The following is a 19,813-nucleotide window of genomic DNA, read 5'->3' on the forward strand; positions in this document are numbered from 1 at the left end:
CGCGCTGGTTTAATCCCCAAGGGTCATGAAAAGGTTATTCAGTGATTCGGAATACAACGGGTGGGCAAAAACACAATAGCGGATCCTATCGTAAGTGATCCCACCTTCCATAGCCATTTGCAGCACAGTCATGATTTCTCCGCCCTCGGGGCCAAGTACGGTAGCACCTAAGATCTTTTTTGTATCCGGATCAACAATGGCTTTCATAAAACCACGTGTATCGCCGGTTTCAATAGCACGCGCCACATGGGCCATGGGCAGCTTTGCTACTTTATATTTAATATCCAGCTTTTTTGCCCCCGTTTCATCCAAGCCGATCCTGCCCAGTTGCGGATCGGTAAACATGCAATAAGGCACCGGACGGTCCTGGATGTTATAATCCGTTTTTTCAAAAAGGTTACGGTAAACAATGGTTTAATCGTTATAGGAAATGTGTGTAAACGCCGGGCCACCCTTTGCGTCACCAAGTGCATAAACACCAGCGGCTGAGGTTTCCAGCTTATCGTTCACCCTGATATTACCATGCTCATCCGTTTCAATCCCGGCGATGGGCAAATTCAAAGCCTCCGTTTGAGGTTTACGGCCGATGGCCATCAATACATGGGTACATTTAATTTTGCGCTCCTCCCCTTTTTGAGCTATCGTCGCTGTTATTTTGCCGCCGGCCTTTTGTTTAAACTTAATGGCCTGGGCATTATTGAGGACCTCGATTTTCTCCAGTTCGAGGATCTTTTGCATCTCTTCAGAAATATCCAGATCCTCATGCGATACTATCCGCTCCGACTTTTCTAAAATAGTAACCTTGCTGCCAAACCGCCGAAACATCTGCCCAAACTCCAGTCCAATGTAATTTCCGCCAAGCACAAGCAGATGCCCCGGTACTTCTTCCAAATCAAGTATGGTGGTTGAGTTGAGATATTTTATCTCATCCAATCCCTCAATTTGGGGAATCAAAGGCAGCGCGCCGGGGTTTAAAAAGATAAGATCGGCAGTAATCGTTTGCTTTTTACCGCTGTTAAGCTTAACCTCAACCGTTTTTTCGCCGGTAAAAGTCGCCTCGCCCAACACCACATCGAGGTTTTGTGTTTTTTCGGCAGATTTTAGTCCCCCATTACGTGAGCGTAATACGATATCATCCTTACGTTTTTTTTTGGCAGCAAGATCAACCGAGAACTTTTTTACCGGCACGCCCAGTTCATGACTTTTACCGGCCATGTAAGCCGCCTTTGCCGAAGCAACCATGGTTTTAGTAGGCGTACAGCCATCGTTAACGCAGGTGCCGCCATAAAATCGCTTCTCAATTATAACGGTCTTTTTCCCGGCATTAGCCAATTTTTTGGCTAATGGGGCGCCGGCCTGACCGGCGCCTATAACAATGGCATCGTAAGTTTTCATAGTTTTATTCGGTAATCTTCACACCCTTCCAAAACGCTACATAGTTGGTAATGTTTTTTGCAGCATCTTTTGGTTCGGGATAAAACCAGGCGGCATCCTGGTTTTCTTTGCCGTCTACTTCGAGGGAATAGTATGATGCCAGCCCCTTCCAGGGGCAGGTTGTATGCACGTCGGACGGTTTAAGATACTCGGCCTTAACACTTTCTTTAGGGAAATAATGATTATTTTCAACAACAATAGTGTCATTGCTTTCGGCAATGACCTGGTTATTCCAGATAGCTTTCATAAAAAGATGATTGATTTATGGAATAAAGATAGCTTTAACCCGGCAAAGTTTGCAAGCCCCATCTTAATTTTTTATTTTATTTAGTTGATATACAACAACTTTCATCAACAATTTGGATTTTTTTTATTGTTTATTTTAATTTTATTATTTAAACTCTATCTTTGCAATCCCAAATCAAGGGAAATAATAAAAAAGGCCCGTTCGTCTAGGGGTTAGGACAGGAGATTTTCATTCTTCAAACAGGGGTTCGATTCCCCTACGGGCTACGGAAAACAATACCAAAAGATGCTAAAACCCTGCAAATCAAACATTTGCAGGGTTTTTTGTTGGCATCAAAACACCATATTATGCACCAAAACGCAACAAAAATGAGCGTAATTCGGTGCGTACCTAATGGCAAAACACTACGCACCGAATTGCTTTTAATTAATTGATTATCAACCTGTTCAGCGAGTGAACATCTTGATAAAAGCAGATTACAAACTTACTTTTGTTTCACTTTTAAGCTTGTAATTATGAAAAGTAATTTCCATCTGCTTTTTTACATCAGAAAGCAAAAAAACTACAAAGGCGGTGCAATGCCTATCTACATGCGTATTACCGTTAGCGGCAAACGTGCGGATATGTCTGCCGGGCGTGAATGCGAACCCGTCAAATGGAACAGCCACGCAGGGCGTGCCATCGGTACAAAAGAAGAAATCAAGTCCCTTAACAATTACCTGGACAGCCTGCAAAGCAAAGTAAGGGATGCGCACCAGGCGTTGATTGATGCAAACCAAACCATAACAACCGAAAGTTTGCTGAACCAATTTACAGGTAAAACTCAAAAGAGCCGTTACCTTATGCAACTGTTTACCGAGCATAATGCAAAAGTAAAGGCATTGATCGGCAATGGATTTGAGGCGAATACATTAAAGGGGTACAACACTTCTGAAAAACACCTTACAGGTTATTTGCAAAATGAATATAGCAAAACCGATATTGAAATTAGCCAATTGAACCATGCTTTTATCACAGGCTTTGAATTTTACCTGAAAGCAGAGTGTAAAATTAGTGGAGTATCGGCAGCCAAATACATTAAGCACTTGAAAAAAATTGTTAATCACTGTATTGCCAATAATTGGCTAAAGCAGAACCCTTTTATCAATTTCAAATCTTCTGCAAAAGCAAAAGAACGTACTTATTTAACACAACAAGAACTGGACGCTATCACCAATAAAAAATTTGTTGTTGAACGTTTAGTACAGGTGCGGGATGTTTTTGTCTTTTGTTGCTATACCGGATTATCTTATGCCGATGTTAAAAAACTAAGGAGAAACGAGATAGGTATTGGTATGGACGGTGATAAGTGGATATTCACAAGTAGGCAAAAAACAGATACATCTTCAAGGATACCGCTTTTACCAGTAGCCTTAACCATATTAAACCGCTATCAGGATCACCCGCAATGTGAAAATAAGGGCTTGTTACTGCCAGTATTGAGTAATCAAAAAATGAATGCCTACTTAAAAGAAATAGCGGACTTATCCGATGTAGTGAAGCATTTAACATTTCATTTGGCAAGACATACTTTCGCAACAACAGTTACTTTATCCAATAATGTACCGATTGAAACCGTCAGTAAAATGTTAGGCCATACCAATATTAAGACAACACAGCACTATGCTAAAATATTGGATTTAAAGGTTAGCCATGATATGGCCGCCCTCAAACAGAAATACGCAGGAATTTAGTTTTAAATCTCTAAGGTCACAAAATGTGACCTTAGAGATTTTCATTAATCACCCAATAAATTTTAAAATGGAAAATCAAATTATACCTGATGAAGTTATCATGACTAAGATATTCTATATCAGAGGACAAAAAGTAATGCTTGATAAAGATTTGGCAGAATTGTATGGTACAGAAACCAAAAAGCTTAAGCAACAGGTTAACAGAAATCTCAATAGATTCCCAAGCCACTATATGTTTGAACTTACAAAAGAAGAAAATGAACTTCTAAGGTCGCAAAATGCGACCTTAAAGAAAGGGGAACATTCCAAATACCTACCATTTGTTTTTACTGAACATGGCATCTTAATGTTGTCTAATGTACTTAAAAGCGAAAGCGCAGTACAGGTAAGCATTCGGATTATAGATGTATTTGTCAGACTAAGGGAGGTCTATGCCGAACAAACAGAAGTTTGGTTAGTTATTGAAAAGATCAAATCTAAGCTTGATAATCAAGATAAAAACATGGAAATCGTATTCCGCTATCTTGATGAACTAATTAATAAAAAAGAAAATCAGCCACCACGTAAAACAATTGGTTTTAAACCTGATGGCTTTTGAAGAACCATTTTAAAACAAAGCTTTATTGTAAATTTGTTATCTACCTAAGAAACAAGTTTATGAGAGCACAATATTTCAAACACCGTCATTGGGCTGATTTTTCAAAAGACATTAACGATATAGGCCGCCCCTTGTTTTGGCCAAAAGAGAACGAAGACAATCATTTTTTATACAGGCTATATGATAAGCAGGAAACTCAATTTCCTGCTTTTTATAACCACCACCTTGACAATTTTCTAAAGCTCTATCCTGATGCAGAGGAAAAAGAATTTTTCACACACGTTTGGGAAATTATTGATGATACCACCGCCGAACTAAAAGTAAAAAACCGCTACACTTCCAGGCATGCAATGGAGTTCAGGAACAAGCAGCATCTAAAGAGCTTTTTAGGCTATCTCAAAACTATTGACCAATGGGACACCGGTAGAACCAAAGACGAGATAATTGCGGACAAGGAGGGTGAGATAAGAAGCCTGAAAGAACAATTGGCAGAACTTAAAGAAGACCTGAAGGCCGCAAGAAAGTTAGATACCGAAGACTTTATTAATATTCATGATGGACAAGTACTTACCGTTTGCGACTTATTCCTAAAATTGCAGAAGTTAGAAATTGACGATAGAGAACTTGTATTTTCCCAAACCCAAACCGTATGGGTAAAGATGATCTGCAAACATTTCCGGCAAGGTAATAAAGAGATTAAATTTGATACCATACGCCGCTATTTTCCTGCTAACCCCAATGAACCGAGCCGCAGATCAGCGCGCATTCCGGCTAAATCACAACTTTTTCAAATTGTTGAGGCCAAAAAACGCAGTTGAGTTATCTTTCAGTCTTACCATAGCCAGCTGTATGTTACCAATATGCATTTTATTGATAATGAGCTAATTGCTTAGCATTTTAACTTAATTCAAACCACTCCAATTTAACCATGCGTTTCTGCATGGTAACGAAAAATAGCGTTTTTGCCATTCTTTTGATCCAAAATCAAAGGCTATGGAAATTATCAGCACCGAAGCCCTAAGCCAGTGCATACGCGAGGCAGTCAGGGCAGAACTACAGGAACACTTTAAAACAGGCGGCAGCCAGCCGCCAAATTCAGAAAAATTATTATCCAAGCAGGAGCTTGCCGCCGAACTCGGCGTGTCGCTGGTAACGCTTACCGACTGGATGAAAAAAGGCTTACCCTATTTGCGCCTGCATAAAAGGGTGTATTTCAAAAAAAGCGAAGTGCTCAATGCCATGCAACAAACTACACAAGATTAAAAGGAGGACGACAGATGAATGTGGAATTAATCACAAAAGAGGATTTGAGGCGGTTGGAAAACTTATTGAACGAGATCAAACAGATTGTTCAGCCGGGACAGAGCCAGCCTAAAAAATGGCTAAAGAGCAGCGAGGTTAGAAAGATGCTGAATATATCACCAGGCACCTTACAGAACCTACGGATCAACGGCACGTTACGCTTTACCAAAATGGGCAGCATCATATACTATAAATTAGAGGACATCAACAAGATTTTGGAGGAGAACGGGCAATGATTATCACAAAAGAATTAAATAGCTACAGCAACCTTGTTAAGCGAATGGGAACTGATAAGCGGGTACTGGCCACGCACGTTAGCCTATTCACTGCTCTATTTATTTTTTGGCAGCGGGATGGCTTTGTTAGCCCTTTTGCTATCACCCGAAAGAGGGTAATGGCGTTTTCAAAAATTGCATCTATTGCCACTTATCACAAGTGCATCAGGGAACTGGACGAGTACGGCTATGTCCGTTATCAGCCATCTTTTCACCCCGCAAAAGGCAGCTTGATTTATTGGCCGGATGGCCTAAAAGCCACAGGCTTTTAGGCGGTTTGAGATAGATAGATATGCTGACTATTCCCGCTTGCGGGGATAGCGGTTTTTATCCGCTTGTAAGGAGCAAGATACTATTATGAAAAGCAAATTTTTAAGTAATTTTTTGATGGCAGCCTTTACGAAACGCGTGCTTTATTTTATACCGGGAGATTTTATACCGGGAGATTTTGTACCAGGGGAGTTTGTGCCACGAGGATTTGTACCCGGGGACTTTGTACCGGGATAAAGTCTTGTCCTTATGCGAAAAGCATAAGGAGCAAGCGGAAGTTGGGCGGAGCCCTACTTTGCTTGCCCTACGCTATCGCTACGGGGGTTTTACGTATCCTCCGGGGATACTTTAGGGCGTTTTTGCCGGTGAAATAAAAGAAAACAGGATACTTAGGGGTATCCTGTATAAACAGATAAAGGCATATTCCGATATACAGGATTGTGCTGGTAAAACGAATGAACGATGGAAGATATTAATGTAAGATCAGTAAGATACCCCATATTGGTTGACCAGAAGTTTGAAAAGATCGCCCTTAAACTGGGGCGGACAAAGCGCCAGGTCTTTATCCAGATGGTAGACTATTTTTATAAAAGCAAGAAGGATCCGATAGATCTGAATGATGAGTTGTTAAAGAATGCCCTGATGAAGAACCACCAGCAGTATATCGGTTTTATCAAAAGCCAGGAAAACATGCTGCTCATACCCATGAAAACGGAAATGGACAGGGTATCTGTATCGCAAGGCCAGATCATTGAACGCTTTAATACTCAAATACTCAAGGCCAATACAGACCTGCTGAATAATCAACATACCCAGGACGGGAAGCTAAACGCCATCGGGATAATCATGGACACGATGCAGAAAGGGCTTAAAAGCAAGGAAGCGCTCAAGTCGCAGTTCCTTCATATCCTGGATGGGTATATCCGGTCCAGAGATGCGTTTGGCATGATGACATCGGGCAGGGAAAAAGAAGAGCTGATTGCGGTTACCAAATCGCAGATCAGTTTATTATAAGTAATAAATCAAGAATGTTAGGGGGGTATGTTTATTAATATTACAGACAGTAAAGAAGCGGCGAACAAAGGAAGCAGCGCAGGGCTGGTGCATTATCTTGAAAAAGAAAACCGGCTCGATCATAAACAACAACCGGAGTACTGGTTTAACGGCCAGCAGACTAGGATCGAACCGTATAAGGTAATGCGGACAATAAATAACAATATCGCTAAGCTGAGTAAGGAGGATGCCAAATTCTTTCTGGTCAATATCAGCCCCAGCCAGAAAGAGATCGCGTTTCTAAAAGAGCAATACGGCGAAGATGGCGCAAAAGAGCAAATGAAAGGGTTCGCCGTCAGGGTAATGGATGCTTACGCACAGAACTTTAAAAAAGACGGTATTCACAGCCATGAAGACCTGGTATGGTTCGCCAAGCTGGAAAATCACCGTTACTATAGCCACAAAGACCCGGAGGTCAAACAGAGACTTAAAAAGCGCGGCGACCGCAAGGACGGCGAGCAGATGCATGTGCAGGTCATTGTCAGCCGTAAGGATGCGACTAACAAGATCAAGCTTAGCCCGATGAACACCTCGCGGGGCAAGAATGCGGAGCACTCTAAAAAGATGGGGCAGTTTGACAGGGTGGCTTTCAAGCAAAGCGGGGAAAATCTTTTTGACAGCTTGTTCGAATTTGACAGGCAACTTAAAGATACACTGGCCTACGCTAATGTTCAGAAGAACGGCAAACTGGCGCAGCGGGAACAGCTGGGCGTACTGGCCGAGGGCGCTTCGCAGAATTACCAGAGCAGATCGGTAGCTAATGAACTTGCCCAGGGCGTTGCAGAAGGCTTGTTTACGACCACAGTCGGTATGCTGGCAGCAGCAGGCAAAACAGCGGCGAGTTTCCTGGAAGTAATGCTGGAACCGATGTATACAGCAGGTGCTAATATCGTCCCGGAGAGCGAAGCCGAGCAAAAGAAAAAAAGAAAGAAAAGATCGCAGGGTCAGCAGATCACGCGTTGAAACTATGCCATGGTATCCTAAATACAGAATAATGCTTATCTTTACAGTACCAGAGGTTATGCCCTACTTTAGGGCAAAGACCATCTACTATAGCCCGTTTATGCGGGCTATTCTTTTTAAAAAAAGCAGTACCAGATATTAGGCTACCGGTGATCCGGGCTATAATCCTGACCGTTTTTATACAGGGTATAGATCAGGACGAGCAGTTTTCTTTCCAGGGCAACGATACCCGTCTTTCCCGGTTTGCCATTATCTTTAAGCCGGTTAAAATAAGTCTTTAAGGTTTTGTTGTGAATAATAGAACTGACAGCAGCCATATACAGCCCCGCCCTAATGTAGGCATTTCCCCGTTTGGATATATGGGGCCGCCATGAAAGGGTGCCTGACTCTTTCATAACCACATCCAAACCCACATAGCTGACCAGCTGCCGCCGGTTACCGACATTGGCAAAACCATCGGTTTCAGCAATAACTGTAATAGCTGTAACAAAGTTGACCCCCGGAATGGTAATGACGTGTTTGGTTCGCTTGGAGAGTTCAGGGTCACTATCTGTCAGTTCCCGCATTTGTGTTTCTATCTCACCAAGCTGTTTGGTTGCTAAAGCGATACGTTCTTTCAGGCGCTCTACACTATCCCTGAAAGCATCGAAAGAATGGTTCAGGGCATGTAACTGATTGGTTAAGGCGTTTCTGTCCCGGATCAAACCGATGCGTTCCCTGCTCATTCTTTTGAGGCGGCGCAGCTGCTCATTGGGCCGGCTCCAGGGCATAAGGTCCCGTTCCAGTCCCATACGGGCCAGCATACCGGCATCGATCTTATCTGTTTTATTCTTCTCATCCAGGCTCTTGGCATACTGTTTGCCTTTAGTGGGCTGAATAACGCTCAACCGGTAACCGACCCCGGCAAGAAAATAGGCGGCTTCTTCATGGTAGGTGCCGGTCGCCTCCATATTGACATGCAAGGCAAGGCTATTATCCTGTTTCCTGTTTAACCACTCCCGGAGCTTTACAAATCCGTCAGGGTTATTTTCATATCCGCTTGTTGCCACTACCTTGATCTTCAGGTCTTCTGTGTAGAAGGACAGGCAGCAATCAATCTTTTTCATGGATACGTCAATACCCAGGCACTGTTTCAATGTTACTTTTTTGCTCATAATTGAATTGTTACAGAAATCGAAACAGAGAGATATATCCCACAGTCTATACTCATATTCTACACAGGCTCAGGGAGCTGTCCCCCGGCTTAAAATACTATTGAGACTCATGGATAAGAACCCGGCAATGGTAAGGTCTTGCTCAGGCATACATCATTACTTATGATGTTGCAAGCTATGTGGATGCTCTTTTGCCGTCCCCTCTCTATATCAATATCTTATTGTTTACTAACTAATTACAAATAAACGAAACAGGAGACCGGGGAGGCATTATCTGGCTAAGCATGCATCTATTCTGCTGCAAAGCTATGTTAGGTACTCTCGGGCCGGTATTCCTGTTTGCGTTACAAAAACAAGGTATTATCTCGCTATGCATACATCCTGTAAGTTGTTGCATGTTAATGTTCGGTACTCTTGTCTCTGCCTTTATAATCTTCTGATAGGTATGGTAAGATCTTGCTATACATTCATATAAATCATGCTGCACGTTTGTGTTAGTTACTCATTAATCTATCTCCTGGATTACGGCTACTAAAGTATGAGTTTGTGTTTTTGTTGCCACAAAAACATCCCGGATGCCTACGGCACCGGGCAAACTTGCCTTTTGCGCCCGATGGTTGCAAAAGGGAAAATTGAAGAAAGAATAAGGAATTAACCGATGGTAGCAACAGGAAAGACGACTAATAAACAACTGGTAACCCAGCAAAAAAACAAAGGCGGTGCGCCTAAAAAGAGGGTTAGGCGTGAATTAATAATCCGGGTAAGAATGACAGCGACCGAACGCTTCCAAATCGACACTAAGGCGAAAGACGCAGGCATGCGATCAAGCAGTTGGATAAGGGCAGCAGCTAAAAGCGCAAAGGTCGTTCCCCGGTTAACCGCCGATGAGCGGCGCATTCTTTGGATGCTTGCGGAGCTTGCCAATAATCTTAACCAGTTAACCAAACTGGCGCACCAGCTTGGCCTTTTAACGGTAGCCCGTCAATGTCACGAAGTCTTGAAACAAATTGACAATACTTTAAAACATCTTAATAGCGATGATAGGGAAAGTGATGACGGGTAAAAGCTTTGGCGGGTGTCTCCGCTATGTAGTGCAAAAACATGATGCTGTAATACTGGATGCAGCAGGTGTAAGAATTCAGGACGTAAACCAAATCATCAATGATTTCAACCTGCAAAGAAAGTACAACCCAAACCTGGGGAAGGCAGTTGGCCACATTGCTTTGAATTGGAGCGTTAATGATCTGGCTAAACTTGATGATGAAGTAATGGTGAAAATGGCTAAAGAATACTTGCAAAAAATGAAGATACAGGATACCCAATATTTGATTGTAAGGCACCAGGACAAAGAGCATCCTCATCTACACATCGTTTACAATAGGGTTAACAACGATGGTAAAACCATACCCGATAATTTTCAAAAGCAACGAAATGTAAATGTCTGCAAGGATATGACTTTAAAGCATGGCCTTTATTTGTCACAGGGAAAAGAACAGGTTAAGCGGCAGCAGCTTAAAGGTCAGGATAAGATAAAATATGAATTATTCGATGCCATTAAGTCGGCCAGCAAGAAAGTAAAAACTCTTAATGAACTTAAACAGGTATTGGCAAAACAAGGAATTAGTATGCTCTACAAATACAAAAGCGGCACTAACGAGATACAAGGTATTAGTTTCAGCAAGGGTGAATATAAATTTAAAGGGTCAGAAATTGACCGCAGTTTGAGTTATGCAAAGCTTAGCCAGGCAATAGAACAGCAGAACCAACCGGAAAAGAACTTAGCAGATCAATTAAGGCAAGCCATCAAAAACGCCGAACAGGAAAAGAGCATTACGCAAAAGCCCGAGCAAACCACTTATCTAAAGCGGGAGCCGGAAACCCATTACTTAAAGCAAGTACTATCAACAGGAACTCAATTGTTAGGTGGCCTGCTTGAAAATATGCCGGAGGAGGATGATACACCGGAAAGAAAAAGAAAAAAGAAACAGGAACATGAACAAAGCAGAGGAATATCAAGATGAAAGAATTAAATGAACTTACCGAAAGGATGGACGGGGCAGACGAATTAATGGATAGCATTGTTAAAAAAGTAACCGAAATTGATAAACGGGAAATAAAAATTACCGATTATACACCTCATTTTGAAGCATTAAAACAGATTTTTGAAGCCTTTTTGTTTAAATACAACAAGGAGAGTGAAGCATTAAAGGCGGTTATTGGGCAGCTAAATATCAACTACCCGGCAGAGCAAATCAAAAATACTATCGCTGAATCAAAGGGTATATTGGAGGCCATACGAAAAGCATTACCCGTAAAAGTTAAACACCAGTTTGATTACAAAACTAAGGGCTGGATTATTGCCGGGATGATATTGCTTATTGTAACGTCTATTAGTACAGGGTTATGCGGCCATTTATGGATAGAGAACAATCGTTTACAGGCTGTTGATGTAAAGTATCGTTTGCTACAGCAAGTTGACACAAGTTCTACAAGATGGGCTGATAGCATTTATACAAGCAATCCTGATGAAGCCGAGAAAACAGTTATTAGGATGGAAAACGAAAAAGTTACAAAAGATAAACCCAGCAAAATAAAAATTAGCAAGCGGAGAAAAGAGTCCAAAAAACGACTTAGGTAAAAAACTATCTCAATTAAATTGTCCTCAATATTTTCAAAGCATATATACAATATCTGAAGCGTTTGTCGGATATGAAAAAATCATTTTTTTTAACTGATCCCCTGTTATATTCCCGTTCATCGCTACTGCAAAAACATTAATTACATCCTCAGCGTGTGGCCCTAATAAGTGAGCGCCTAAAACTTGGTTCGTATCTTTATCTAAAAGAATTTTATAAGCCGAAATTGGTTCATTTAGCCTTTTTGAAGCGAACCAACCGGTAGTTTCTTCATAATTTACTTTGTAATTCAGCCCCTGGCTTTTAGCCAATTGTTCAGTTAACCCTACCATAGCAAGAGCTGGAATTGTAAATACATTAGACGGGATATGTCCGTAATCAATCTCGGTATGGTTTCCCTTTAATAAATTGGAAGCAACAATAATAGCTTCCTTCGCCCCCACAGGAGTTAAAGGCAAGCCCTTATTATTTACATCACCACAGGCATAGACGTTTGGATTTGAAACACTTTGCAGGTAATCGTTCACCTCCACGCCTTTTTTGCCGTAAGCAACATTGGCTTTCTCCAATTGCATATCATCAATATCTGCCGTTCTGCCTGCAGCATGGACGGCTAATGAGGTCATGAAACTGATTTCTTTGTCTTTGGCCTCCGCATGAACAACTAACCTGTCATTTTCTTTAACTATAGCTTTGACTTCTGTATCTAAAATTAATTCGATTCCGAGTAGCCTGGTAGCTGTCAGAAGGTTTGTAACCATATCCTGATCGAAATTTTCCAATGGCATTTTCCCCCGATGAATGATTTTTACTTTGACACCCATCCTTGCCGCTAAATGTCCAAACTCAAAGGCGATATATCCTCCCCCTACCAACAAAAGTTCATCAGGAAGCGTATTTAAACTTAAGAATGCGGTACTGTCAATTAAAAATTCTTCGCCTGGTATAGATAGTTTAGCAGGCTTTGCACCATTTGCTAAAACGAATTTATCAGCTTTTAGTAATTTGCTATTTACTTTTAATATATTTTCTGATTGAAAGGCGGCGCGTCCATGAAAGGTTTTAACTCCGGCTTCTATTAAACTTTGATCGTTTTTTGATGGGGTCGGGTCGGTGAATGTATGCTTAAACTGCATCATATCTTTCCACGATAATTTAGCCGGTTCCGTAACACCCTTATGAAGTAAGCGATTTGACATATCCAATGCCTGCGAAATACCAACCAGGACCTTTTTAGGGTCACATCCGCGTAACTGACACGTACCTCCATAAGGATTACAATCAATAATGGCTACTTTTTTTCCTGCCTTTGCACATTTATGGGCGACCGATGCTCCTGAACCTGTGCCGATTACTATCACATCATAAGTTTCAGTTTTCATAAATTTAGTTTCTAAAATCTGCTAATAATACCTTTTCAAAGACGAGTTGAATGTCATCCAAAGGTATTAATTTATTTAAGTATTTGCTTAAATAATAAATTTAGCATTATATTTGTTTCAAATTTATTGTAATGGAACAAAATAGCTGTATCAGAATCTTTGCGGATGAGGTTCAAATAAAGAATTGCCGTAACAAGTTGTTGACCGCTGAAGTATCATTTACCCAGTTAGCCCAGGTTTTAAGTTTGGCGGGAAATGAAGTCAGGTTAAAAATCTTATACCTGTTAGAAGAAGAAATTGAATTATGTGTTTGTGATATAAGCGATATTCTGGGTATGAGTATCCCCGCTGTATCGCAGCATTTGAGAAAATTGAAAGATGCTAATGTAATTAAGTTTCGGAAATCAGGTCAGACTATTTTTTATTCGATGAAACAAGAGCATTTACATATCATAAAACCATTATTTGACCATATAAGTCATAAAGACATTAAAAAACAAACTGTATGAACAATTCAAAATCATCTCAAACATGGTTAGGTGCCGGAGTAATTACCGCTATAGGGGCCTCGCTATGCTGCATTACACCGGTTCTCGCGCTTATATCAGGCGCATCCGGCATAGCATCCTCTTTTTCATGGATGGAACCATTCAGGCCTTATTTAATAGCTATCACTTTAGGCGTTCTTGGTTTTGCCTGGTATCAGAAATTAAAACCCAAGACTGCCGAAGAGATAGCATGTGCCTGTGAAGATGAGGAAAAGCCATCTTTTTTTCGGTCAAAACTGTTTTTGGGCATCATCACCGTCTTTGCAATCATAATGCTGGCTTTTCCTTACTACGGACAAGCATTTTATCCAAAGGAGAACAAAAATGTGGTTGTTGTATCTGCCGACAATATTAAACAGGCTAACTTCAAATTAAAGGGTATGGACTGTGCAAGTTGTGAAGAGCACATCAAATATTCAGTAAATAAATTACCCGGCATATTAGAAACAAAAGCAGACTATAAAACAGGTATCGCAAATGTTAAATACGACCAGTCAAAAACCGATAAAAATTCGATCATAAAGGCCATTGATGCTACAGGGTACAACGTAACAGGGGAAGTGCGATCATTAAGTTCCAGTTCGCTTATTAAACCTGAACACTGTGGCCCTAATGGGTGTAAATAACAATCAATTCAAATTAAATAGAACGATTATGAAAAATTTAATTTTAGGCTTTTCTTTTGTAGCACTTTTTGGTGCGGCACAAGTGTGTGGCTGCGGGGTTTGTCAAGCATCAGCACATACAATTTCTTTCAAAACTGCTTCTATAAATGAACCCCAAGAGGTAACATTAAAAATTACGGGCATATCGTGTGCAGGATGTTCTAATCATATTCATACTGCCCTATCCAAGACTATAGGAATAATAAGTGACGATGTTAAATACCCAGGCGATATAGCAACCGTTAAATATGATGCATCTAAAATTTCAGAAAAACAAATCATAGCTGTGATTGAAAACGCAGGTTATAAGGCAGAGATTTTAAAAGATAAAGTCAAATAATAAGGTCAATGACGGTCGCTTATAAATCTGAATTATGTGGGTTCAATATGCTTGTTGCGGTGCAATACTCCTGTTTATCATCATCTTATTTGGATTCAAACTTTTCAATAAGGGGAAATAAAGGTGAATTAATATCATAGGAATTTAGAATCATTTTAAAAAATATTTAATTATGAAGTCAATGACTGTAATCATCACGTTTACCGTTTTAGTCGGTTCGGTATGCTGCGCTTTTTGTCTGATGTCGTTTAAAGCAAAACCAGGTGGTAAAGGGGAAAGTACGGTAACTTTTTACAAAGTGCCATTAGTGTGCAGTGCAGCCCCTGAAATTGGTTGCGGCAGTAAGGCGAAACCTGTTTTAAAGCAGTTAGAAAAAAACAGCAGTGTGGCCGAAGCCTGGCTTAATCATACGGGGACAGTGATTGCAGTAGTTTGGAAGGCGAATAATAATAGGGCTGTCGGCGAAAAGAATACTATGGCCGTTTTCAAAGGACAGAATCTGGATGTGCAGATGGTTACCGGAAAAGAATACGACGCAATGCTCAACGATTTTATTGATAAAAAGAACTGGCTGCGCTATGCGGAGGTGGACAAGCTGAGTATGATTGAAGCAGGGGAAATTGGATCACGGATCGTTGCCAGGGTAAATGCAAAAACCCCACTAAGCAATGAAACATCATCTTCACTGAAAACCGATTTTGAAACTCTTTTCAAAAGATGGTTCATCAAAATGGACACGACTGATGTTAACAAAGATCCCAATTTAATTGACACATTCAGGCAGCAAACAGAGCATGATTTGTTATCGATTGGTAAAAAATATTTAGACGCCGGCCAAATGAATGCCTTACAGGCAGCGATAACATTAGGTTTACAACCCGCTGAAGGAGAAACCGGTTATGCAAAAGACGGCTGTTGCAGTAAATCTGATGATACCAAACAAAAGTGTGAGCCCGATAAGGACGAGAAAAAAGGATGTTGTTCAAAAACATCAGCGAACTAAAAAAACGAAAAATGAATTTTCTAAAAAATATATTAAACAAGGAAACCGTGCAAAAAAATGGATCGGCGCTGAAAGAAGAAAAACTATCAGTTGAAATTACAGGCATGACTTGTGACCATTGTGTGGTTAGCATTGAACGTTTGCTTGAACAAAAGAAAGGTATCGTTTCTAAAAAAGTAAGTTATGCATCAGGCGAAGCGGACATAACTTTCAATCCAGCTGCAATTTCAAAAGACGAAATCATTGGCACGATCAATAACACACCCAATTACCGGGCGAAAGAAACAAATGGTATTAGTAATAACAATTTAAATACTGCCCATTTTGATTTAATTATTATCGGTGGCGGTTCTGCCGCATTTTCTGCTGCCATTAAAGCCAATGAATTGGGTTTAACCACCCTAATGGTAAATGGCGGACTTGACTTTGGCGGTACTTGTGTAAACGTTGGGTGCGTGCCTTCCAAAACGCTTATACGTGCTGCTGAAACCGCATACCATGCTACCCATTCGAACTTTGCGGGCATAAAACCTAAAGGGGCCGATATTGATTTTGCGCAGGTGATAAAACAAAAAAAACAATTGGTAAAAACCCTCCAGCAAAAAAAATACATAGATGTTGTAAGTGATTTTGAAAACTTACAATTATTAGAAGGGTGGGCGGAGTTTATCGATGAGAAAACCATTTTAGTAAATCGTAAGGATAGATATACCGCTTTGAAATTTATTATTGCCACCGGTTCCACTACAAATATCCCCGATATTGAGGGACTGAAGGAAATTGGCTATCTCACTAATGTAACATTATTTGATTTGGAAGAACAACCCGCAAGCGTCACAATCATGGGTGCAGGATATATCGGGTTGGAAGTTGCAATGGCTTACAACCGCCTGGGCACGAATGTTCGTATCATTGAATTTACGGACCGTGTATTGCGGTCGCAAACGCCCGATATAAGCGAAGAAATAGAAATGCACATGAAAAGAGAGGGAATAGAAATATTGCCCAACCATCGTGCGGTTAAGTTCGAAAAATCAGGAAACGACACCATTATTCATTGTAAATGCCCTGATGGTTCATTTTCTAAAATAATCGAACCGGGCAAAATAGTAGTGGCAACCGGTACGAAAGCAAATACCGAAAAGCTTGGATTGAATAATATGGGTTTGCAGCTCACTAAAAGCGGACATATACAGGTGAATGAGTTAATGGAAACCAATCTTCAAAATATTTATGCTGTTGGTGATGTGGCTAACACCCCGGCGTATGTTTACACAGCAGCCTATGAAGGGAAAATCGCTGTAGAAAATGCGTTCACCGGAAGTGAAAATAAAGCCGATTATTCTTCTTTGCCCTGGGTAGTTTTTACTGATCCGCAAATAGCAGGTGCAGGCTTGGATGAAGTGCAGGCAGCAGCCCAAAACATCCCTTTTGAAGTATCCAAACTTACGTTGGATAATATCCCGCGTTCTCTTGCGGCAAATGATATAAGAGGATTTATCAAATTAATCCGTAACCCTGAAACAGACAAACTAATCGGGGCAAGAATAGTTGCACCGGAAGGCGGTGAATTAATTATGGAATTGAGCTTAGCCATTAAGTATGGTATTACCGTTACCGATTTGGCTCAAAGTTTCCATCCCTACCTGACATTAGGCGAGGGTATAAAATTGGCTGCTTTGACATTTGGGAAAGATGTTGCAAAACTGAGTTGTTGCGCAAGTTAAAATGAAGTTCCTTTTTAGGGAAAAGTTAATTCTTCTTTGAGTAATAATAGACACAAATAAACTAACCTTTTAATTATGAACACGATAAATAGCAAACCTTCGAAAAGAGGCTTTTACGCGGCCATTGCAGGAATTGTCCTTGTAGCGCTCTGTTGCTTTACGCCCGTTCTCGTAATTACTTTAGGGGCAATTGGCTTGAGCGCCTTTACCCCATATCTTGATTACATACTTATGCCAGCTTTGGTAATATTAGTTGTTATAGCATGGCTTTCATACAATAGATATAAAAAGTCAGCTTAGAGTTATTACAATACCTAATTGGTTCCGAAATACACATTTCTATATAAATTGCAAGTGGGTATTAACCTAAAATTTAAATCAAATTTTCATAGAAACGCTCCTACAGTCCTTTAGATTTTAGCAGGTCAAGTATTTTGAGTATAGAAAATGAAATGGGATTATTTACCCTTTAAAAGTTCGTTTTTCTCTTTTTCAGCCTGTAATAACCTTTCATATAATTCAACTATTTTTTCAACGGTATTAAACGTTGGTTGATAGTTCAAAGAACTGGCGATTAAAGTCGAGTTATCACTACTGGTATTATGAAAGGTATTTGAAATAATATTGAAGACCGCTTCCTCGGTAAAAGCCTTAATGGCTTCAGAAGACAGCCCTAAAATTTTTGCAATTTTTTCTAAAACTTCGCCATCAACATCTGCACTTTGTTCGATTTTGGAAACAGCTTGTTGACTTATCCCCAATTCATACGCAAGAGTTTCCTGCTTCATTCCTTTCAATTCACGAATCTTGCTGATTTTTCTGCCAATATGTAAGGTTGGTTCTGCCATAAGTCAAATGTATTGTTAAAATGTAAATGTACAAAACAACGGCTTTATTGTAAAGTACAATTGGTTATGGTTCGGTACGGTGATGTTTCGCTATTCTTTTGTTTTGCCGGTTAATGGAGGCCGGTGTAAACAGAGCATCATGTACAACGGAACTTATGCCCCCTGGGAACATTACCCTAAGACACTTCGCCATTACGAAGTTGAAAACCCAATGTCTGTAATAGTCGATTTTTTTAGTGCTGATTCAGTAAAGGGCCACGGCAAGCGATTAAAGGAATGGCGTTATTATGTAGTTAATGACGAGCATTACGATGAAAAACGGCATGGCCCCGGCACATTGCTTTTTATATACGACCTCAATTTGAGGATTTTGGAAGCTATGTACCTGCTGTTGGTCAATTACAAGAACTTCTCTTACCAGCGGAAACAGCTTACGGAGGAGCAATTAGAAGAAGAAAAGGAACAATGGGAATACTATCCTAAAAACTTATCTCTAAAAGAACAACTTGAACCCTATAAGGCAGTTAAGAAAGTCTTTAAGAAAATTAAGCCGCAGGAATACAGGGATCAGCTTCACGAGTGGTCACATGTAGCCCTTTACAATAATGCGGATGTAGAGGCTTTATATGCAGGTGAGGTTATTACCGTTTATGAAAACTTAATTAAACTCTATTCGGCAGCATGGCTAATCTGCCAGCGAGAGGGTGGTCGTCCACATCTAAAGCGGAGCAAGCTTGAAAATAGCTTAACCGAAACATCCACCGAACCAATTGCGCTAAGAACCATAAACCCCGAACCAACGGCAGCCGAAAAGCTGGCACTGGAAGAAATCAAAAATCTGATTGTAAAACGTTGCCCGCAGGTTCAAATGATTATTTATTTGGGAACTCATCCCAAGCCGTTTACATTTTACCTGCTTATCCTGATAAGCGATGATGAAAAAACACCGGAGCATGAAATAAGCAATAAGATTGAGGACAATTGCCAGTACCTTGCTCATGTACATGCCATAGTTCATAAGGCAAACAGCGCAAAAGAAGCCCTCAATATCGGCAGGCGATTTTGGACAAGTGTTATGGAAAAGGGATTTATTTTGTATCAATCCCCTGAATTAATATTGCCGAAGCATCAGGAAATAACCAAAGAGGTTTTATTAGAAAGAGCGAAATTCAATTGGGATAGATGGGGAGTACAAGGAGCGCAGTTTTTAAGAGGCGCAGAACTATACAGGGCAGATAATAATTTCAGGCTTGCAGCATTTCTTTTGCATCAATCCGTTGAAAGTGTTTTAAAAGCCATTATCCAGGCCGTCATTGGTTACCGGGTGCAGATGCATAATTTATCAAGGTTGCTAAGGCTTACCTTGCTGTTTACCGATGAATTAAAAGGGGCCTTTGAACTTAATACTACAGAGGGGGCACAACTATATACATTGCTGCAAAACGCCTACTCACAATCAAGATATAACAGTTTATTTGATCCCGATGCAGATTCAGTAAGAATACTATCGAAACAAGTAACAAAGTTCAACCGGGTGGCAGAAAAAGTTTACCACCAATATATTGAAGATATAAATGTTTGACACCCTCAGTAATGGCGGCGGCATTTGTTCGCCCCGCCTTACTTCTGAAAATT

Annotated in this window: 25 protein-coding genes, 1 tRNA gene and 1 pseudogene; 21 read left to right on the forward strand and 6 right to left on the reverse strand. The window is 40.5% G+C overall.

Annotated elements, in window-relative coordinates:
- Positions 1-9 precede the first annotated feature (9 nt).
- The 3 genes from DIU38_RS34225 to DIU38_RS25510 form a co-directional block, all read right to left on the reverse strand.
- Entirely contained in the window at positions 10-345 is a 336-nt protein-coding gene (locus DIU38_RS34225) for a hypothetical protein (RefSeq protein WP_243770664.1), read from the reverse strand.
- Between the two features lie 69 nt (positions 346-414).
- Positions 415-1,395 (reverse strand): FAD-dependent oxidoreductase, encoded by a 981-nt coding sequence (locus DIU38_RS25505; RefSeq protein ID WP_244311237.1) that lies wholly within the window; start codon positions 1,393-1,395, stop codon positions 415-417.
- A 4-nt stretch (positions 1,396-1,399) separates the two neighbouring features.
- Entirely contained in the window at positions 1,400-1,681 is a 282-nt protein-coding gene (locus tag DIU38_RS25510; RefSeq protein ID WP_090533667.1) for a DUF427 domain-containing protein, read from the reverse strand.
- Positions 1,682-1,875: 194 nt separating this feature from the next.
- Between DIU38_RS25510 and DIU38_RS25515 the strand changes: the two genes are divergently transcribed.
- The 11 genes and pseudogenes from DIU38_RS25515 (at position 1,876) to DIU38_RS25555 (ending at position 7,875) form a co-directional block, all read left to right on the forward strand.
- A tRNA-Glu gene (locus tag DIU38_RS25515) sits at positions 1,876-1,947 on the forward strand.
- 324 nt (positions 1,948-2,271) lie between these two features.
- A pseudogene (locus tag DIU38_RS34755) lies at positions 2,272-2,418 on the forward strand (Arm DNA-binding domain-containing protein); the annotation flags it as partial.
- A gap of 60 nt (positions 2,419-2,478) precedes the next feature.
- Positions 2,479-3,414, forward strand: a complete 936-nt coding sequence (locus DIU38_RS25520) for a site-specific integrase (RefSeq protein WP_317132453.1) — start codon at positions 2,479-2,481, stop codon at positions 3,412-3,414.
- Positions 3,415-3,481: 67 nt separating this feature from the next.
- Positions 3,482-4,012, forward strand: a complete 531-nt coding sequence (locus tag DIU38_RS25525) for an ORF6N domain-containing protein (RefSeq protein WP_112656140.1) — start codon at positions 3,482-3,484, stop codon at positions 4,010-4,012.
- A gap of 59 nt (positions 4,013-4,071) precedes the next feature.
- The gene (locus DIU38_RS25530) at positions 4,072-4,830 is read left to right on the forward strand and encodes a hypothetical protein (protein ID WP_112656138.1); all 759 of its coding nucleotides are present in this window, start codon (positions 4,072-4,074) and stop codon (positions 4,828-4,830) included.
- Positions 4,831-5,005: 175 nt separating this feature from the next.
- Complete coding sequence (locus DIU38_RS25535; protein WP_112656136.1) at positions 5,006-5,275, forward strand: helix-turn-helix domain-containing protein; 270 nt, start codon at positions 5,006-5,008, stop codon at positions 5,273-5,275.
- A gap of 14 nt (positions 5,276-5,289) precedes the next feature.
- Positions 5,290-5,550, forward strand: a complete 261-nt coding sequence (locus DIU38_RS25540) for a helix-turn-helix domain-containing protein (RefSeq protein WP_112656134.1) — start codon at positions 5,290-5,292, stop codon at positions 5,548-5,550.
- Positions 5,547-5,861: a hypothetical protein gene (locus tag DIU38_RS25545; RefSeq protein ID WP_112656132.1), complete on the forward strand. Its 315-nt coding sequence runs from the start codon at positions 5,547-5,549 to the stop codon at positions 5,859-5,861. The genes DIU38_RS25540 and DIU38_RS25545 overlap by 4 nt, the downstream gene beginning before the upstream one ends.
- An 85-nt stretch (positions 5,862-5,946) precedes the next feature.
- Positions 5,947-6,096, forward strand: a complete 150-nt coding sequence (locus tag DIU38_RS33235) for a hypothetical protein (protein ID WP_167516280.1) — start codon at positions 5,947-5,949, stop codon at positions 6,094-6,096.
- Positions 6,097-6,321: 225 nt separating this feature from the next.
- The gene (locus tag DIU38_RS25550; RefSeq protein WP_112659102.1) at positions 6,322-6,873 is read left to right on the forward strand and encodes a BfmA/BtgA family mobilization protein; all 552 of its coding nucleotides are present in this window, start codon (positions 6,322-6,324) and stop codon (positions 6,871-6,873) included.
- Between the two features lie 27 nt (positions 6,874-6,900).
- Entirely contained in the window at positions 6,901-7,875 is a 975-nt protein-coding gene (locus tag DIU38_RS25555; protein WP_112659104.1) for a DUF5712 family protein, read from the forward strand.
- 143 nt (positions 7,876-8,018) lie between these two features.
- Here DIU38_RS25555 and DIU38_RS25560 read toward each other — a convergent pair whose 3' ends face one another.
- The gene (locus tag DIU38_RS25560) at positions 8,019-9,029 is read right to left on the reverse strand and encodes an IS110 family RNA-guided transposase (protein ID WP_112659106.1); all 1,011 of its coding nucleotides are present in this window, start codon (positions 9,027-9,029) and stop codon (positions 8,019-8,021) included.
- Positions 9,030-9,687: 658 nt separating this feature from the next.
- Here DIU38_RS25560 and DIU38_RS25565 point away from each other — a divergent pair.
- Genes DIU38_RS25565 through DIU38_RS25575 form a run of 3 tightly spaced genes read left to right on the forward strand, consistent with a single transcriptional unit; the run spans position 9,688 to position 11,667 of the window.
- Positions 9,688-10,092: a plasmid mobilization protein gene (locus DIU38_RS25565; protein WP_112659098.1), complete on the forward strand. Its 405-nt coding sequence runs from the start codon at positions 9,688-9,690 to the stop codon at positions 10,090-10,092.
- Complete coding sequence (locus DIU38_RS25570) at positions 10,067-11,050, forward strand: relaxase/mobilization nuclease domain-containing protein (protein ID WP_112659096.1); 984 nt, start codon at positions 10,067-10,069, stop codon at positions 11,048-11,050. The genes DIU38_RS25565 and DIU38_RS25570 overlap by 26 nt, the downstream gene beginning before the upstream one ends.
- On the forward strand, positions 11,047-11,667 hold the full coding sequence (locus tag DIU38_RS25575) for a hypothetical protein (protein ID WP_112659094.1): 621 nt from the start codon (positions 11,047-11,049) through the stop codon (positions 11,665-11,667). The genes DIU38_RS25570 and DIU38_RS25575 overlap by 4 nt, the downstream gene beginning before the upstream one ends.
- A gap of 33 nt (positions 11,668-11,700) precedes the next feature.
- Here DIU38_RS25575 and DIU38_RS25580 read toward each other — a convergent pair whose 3' ends face one another.
- Positions 11,701-13,047: a dihydrolipoyl dehydrogenase family protein gene (locus tag DIU38_RS25580; protein WP_112659092.1), complete on the reverse strand. Its 1,347-nt coding sequence runs from the start codon at positions 13,045-13,047 to the stop codon at positions 11,701-11,703.
- A gap of 131 nt (positions 13,048-13,178) precedes the next feature.
- Here DIU38_RS25580 and DIU38_RS25585 point away from each other — a divergent pair, with 131 nt between their 5' ends.
- The 6 genes from DIU38_RS25585 to merF all read left to right on the forward strand — a co-directional run bounded on the left by DIU38_RS25585 (position 13,179) and on the right by merF (position 17,630).
- Positions 13,179-13,556, forward strand: coding sequence for an ArsR/SmtB family transcription factor (locus DIU38_RS25585; protein WP_112659090.1), 378 nt, complete (start codon positions 13,179-13,181; stop codon positions 13,554-13,556).
- Positions 13,553-14,221 (forward strand): mercuric transport protein MerTP, encoded by a 669-nt coding sequence (gene merTP / locus DIU38_RS25590; RefSeq protein ID WP_112659088.1) that lies wholly within the window; start codon positions 13,553-13,555, stop codon positions 14,219-14,221. Before DIU38_RS25585 ends, merTP begins: the two co-directional genes overlap by 4 nt.
- 28 nt (positions 14,222-14,249) lie before the next feature.
- Positions 14,250-14,600, forward strand: coding sequence for a heavy-metal-associated domain-containing protein (locus DIU38_RS25595; RefSeq protein ID WP_167516281.1), 351 nt, complete (start codon positions 14,250-14,252; stop codon positions 14,598-14,600).
- Between the two features lie 172 nt (positions 14,601-14,772).
- On the forward strand, positions 14,773-15,603 hold the full coding sequence (locus DIU38_RS25600) for a hypothetical protein (protein WP_146752308.1): 831 nt from the start codon (positions 14,773-14,775) through the stop codon (positions 15,601-15,603).
- Between the two features lie 11 nt (positions 15,604-15,614).
- Positions 15,615-17,330 (forward strand): mercury(II) reductase, encoded by a 1,716-nt coding sequence (merA, locus tag DIU38_RS25605; protein WP_243770660.1) that lies wholly within the window; start codon positions 15,615-15,617, stop codon positions 17,328-17,330.
- Positions 17,331-17,405: 75 nt separating this feature from the next.
- A complete protein-coding gene (gene merF / locus DIU38_RS34970; RefSeq protein ID WP_112659082.1) occupies positions 17,406-17,630 on the forward strand; it encodes a mercury resistance system transport protein MerF in 225 nt (74 codons plus the stop codon).
- Between the two features lie 158 nt (positions 17,631-17,788).
- On the opposite strand, the gene DIU38_RS25615 is transcribed toward merF, so the two are convergent.
- Complete coding sequence (locus DIU38_RS25615; RefSeq protein WP_112659080.1) at positions 17,789-18,178, reverse strand: helix-turn-helix domain-containing protein; 390 nt, start codon at positions 18,176-18,178, stop codon at positions 17,789-17,791.
- A 139-nt stretch (positions 18,179-18,317) separates the two neighbouring features.
- Between DIU38_RS25615 and DIU38_RS25620 the strand changes: the two genes are divergently transcribed.
- Positions 18,318-19,760, forward strand: a complete 1,443-nt coding sequence (locus tag DIU38_RS25620; protein WP_167516282.1) for a HEPN domain-containing protein — start codon at positions 18,318-18,320, stop codon at positions 19,758-19,760.
- Positions 19,761-19,813 lie beyond the last annotated feature (53 nt).

This window comes from Mucilaginibacter metallidurans, from assembly GCF_003286435.2.
GTDB classification, from domain to species: Bacteria; Bacteroidota; Bacteroidia; order Sphingobacteriales; family Sphingobacteriaceae; genus Mucilaginibacter; species Mucilaginibacter gossypii.

Excerpts from the sequence above, each read along its gene's own strand:
- DIU38_RS34225 (WP_243770664.1), bottom strand. The coding sequence starts at position 345 with ATGTTTACCGATCCGCAACTGGGCAGGATCGGCTTGGATGAAACGGGG.
- DIU38_RS25505 (WP_244311237.1), bottom strand. The coding sequence starts at position 1,395 with ATGAAAACTTACGATGCCATTGTTATAGGCGCCGGTCAGGCCGGCGCC.
- DIU38_RS25510 (WP_090533667.1), bottom strand. The coding sequence starts at position 1,681 with ATGAAAGCTATCTGGAATAACCAGGTCATTGCCGAAAGCAATGACACT.
- DIU38_RS25525 (WP_112656140.1), top strand. The coding sequence starts at position 3,482 with ATGGAAAATCAAATTATACCTGATGAAGTTATCATGACTAAGATATTC.
- DIU38_RS25530 (WP_112656138.1), top strand. The coding sequence starts at position 4,072 with ATGAGAGCACAATATTTCAAACACCGTCATTGGGCTGATTTTTCAAAA.
- DIU38_RS25535 (WP_112656136.1), top strand. The coding sequence starts at position 5,006 with ATGGAAATTATCAGCACCGAAGCCCTAAGCCAGTGCATACGCGAGGCA.
- DIU38_RS25540 (WP_112656134.1), top strand. The coding sequence starts at position 5,290 with ATGAATGTGGAATTAATCACAAAAGAGGATTTGAGGCGGTTGGAAAAC.
- DIU38_RS25545 (WP_112656132.1), top strand. The coding sequence starts at position 5,547 with ATGATTATCACAAAAGAATTAAATAGCTACAGCAACCTTGTTAAGCGA.
- DIU38_RS33235 (WP_167516280.1), top strand. The coding sequence starts at position 5,947 with ATGAAAAGCAAATTTTTAAGTAATTTTTTGATGGCAGCCTTTACGAAA.
- DIU38_RS25550 (WP_112659102.1), top strand. The coding sequence starts at position 6,322 with ATGGAAGATATTAATGTAAGATCAGTAAGATACCCCATATTGGTTGAC.
- DIU38_RS25555 (WP_112659104.1), top strand. The coding sequence starts at position 6,901 with ATGTTTATTAATATTACAGACAGTAAAGAAGCGGCGAACAAAGGAAGC.
- DIU38_RS25560 (WP_112659106.1), bottom strand. The coding sequence starts at position 9,029 with ATGAGCAAAAAAGTAACATTGAAACAGTGCCTGGGTATTGACGTATCC.
- DIU38_RS25565 (WP_112659098.1), top strand. The coding sequence starts at position 9,688 with ATGGTAGCAACAGGAAAGACGACTAATAAACAACTGGTAACCCAGCAA.
- DIU38_RS25570 (WP_112659096.1), top strand. The coding sequence starts at position 10,067 with ATGATAGGGAAAGTGATGACGGGTAAAAGCTTTGGCGGGTGTCTCCGC.
- DIU38_RS25575 (WP_112659094.1), top strand. The coding sequence starts at position 11,047 with ATGAAAGAATTAAATGAACTTACCGAAAGGATGGACGGGGCAGACGAA.
- DIU38_RS25580 (WP_112659092.1), bottom strand. The coding sequence starts at position 13,047 with ATGAAAACTGAAACTTATGATGTGATAGTAATCGGCACAGGTTCAGGA.
- DIU38_RS25585 (WP_112659090.1), top strand. The coding sequence starts at position 13,179 with ATGGAACAAAATAGCTGTATCAGAATCTTTGCGGATGAGGTTCAAATA.
- merTP (WP_112659088.1), top strand. The coding sequence starts at position 13,553 with ATGAACAATTCAAAATCATCTCAAACATGGTTAGGTGCCGGAGTAATT.
- DIU38_RS25595 (WP_167516281.1), top strand. The coding sequence starts at position 14,250 with ATGAAAAATTTAATTTTAGGCTTTTCTTTTGTAGCACTTTTTGGTGCG.
- DIU38_RS25600 (WP_146752308.1), top strand. The coding sequence starts at position 14,773 with ATGAAGTCAATGACTGTAATCATCACGTTTACCGTTTTAGTCGGTTCG.
- merA (WP_243770660.1), top strand. The coding sequence starts at position 15,615 with ATGAATTTTCTAAAAAATATATTAAACAAGGAAACCGTGCAAAAAAAT.
- merF (WP_112659082.1), top strand. The coding sequence starts at position 17,406 with ATGAACACGATAAATAGCAAACCTTCGAAAAGAGGCTTTTACGCGGCC.
- DIU38_RS25615 (WP_112659080.1), bottom strand. The coding sequence starts at position 18,178 with ATGGCAGAACCAACCTTACATATTGGCAGAAAAATCAGCAAGATTCGT.
- DIU38_RS25620 (WP_167516282.1), top strand. The coding sequence starts at position 18,318 with ATGTACAACGGAACTTATGCCCCCTGGGAACATTACCCTAAGACACTT.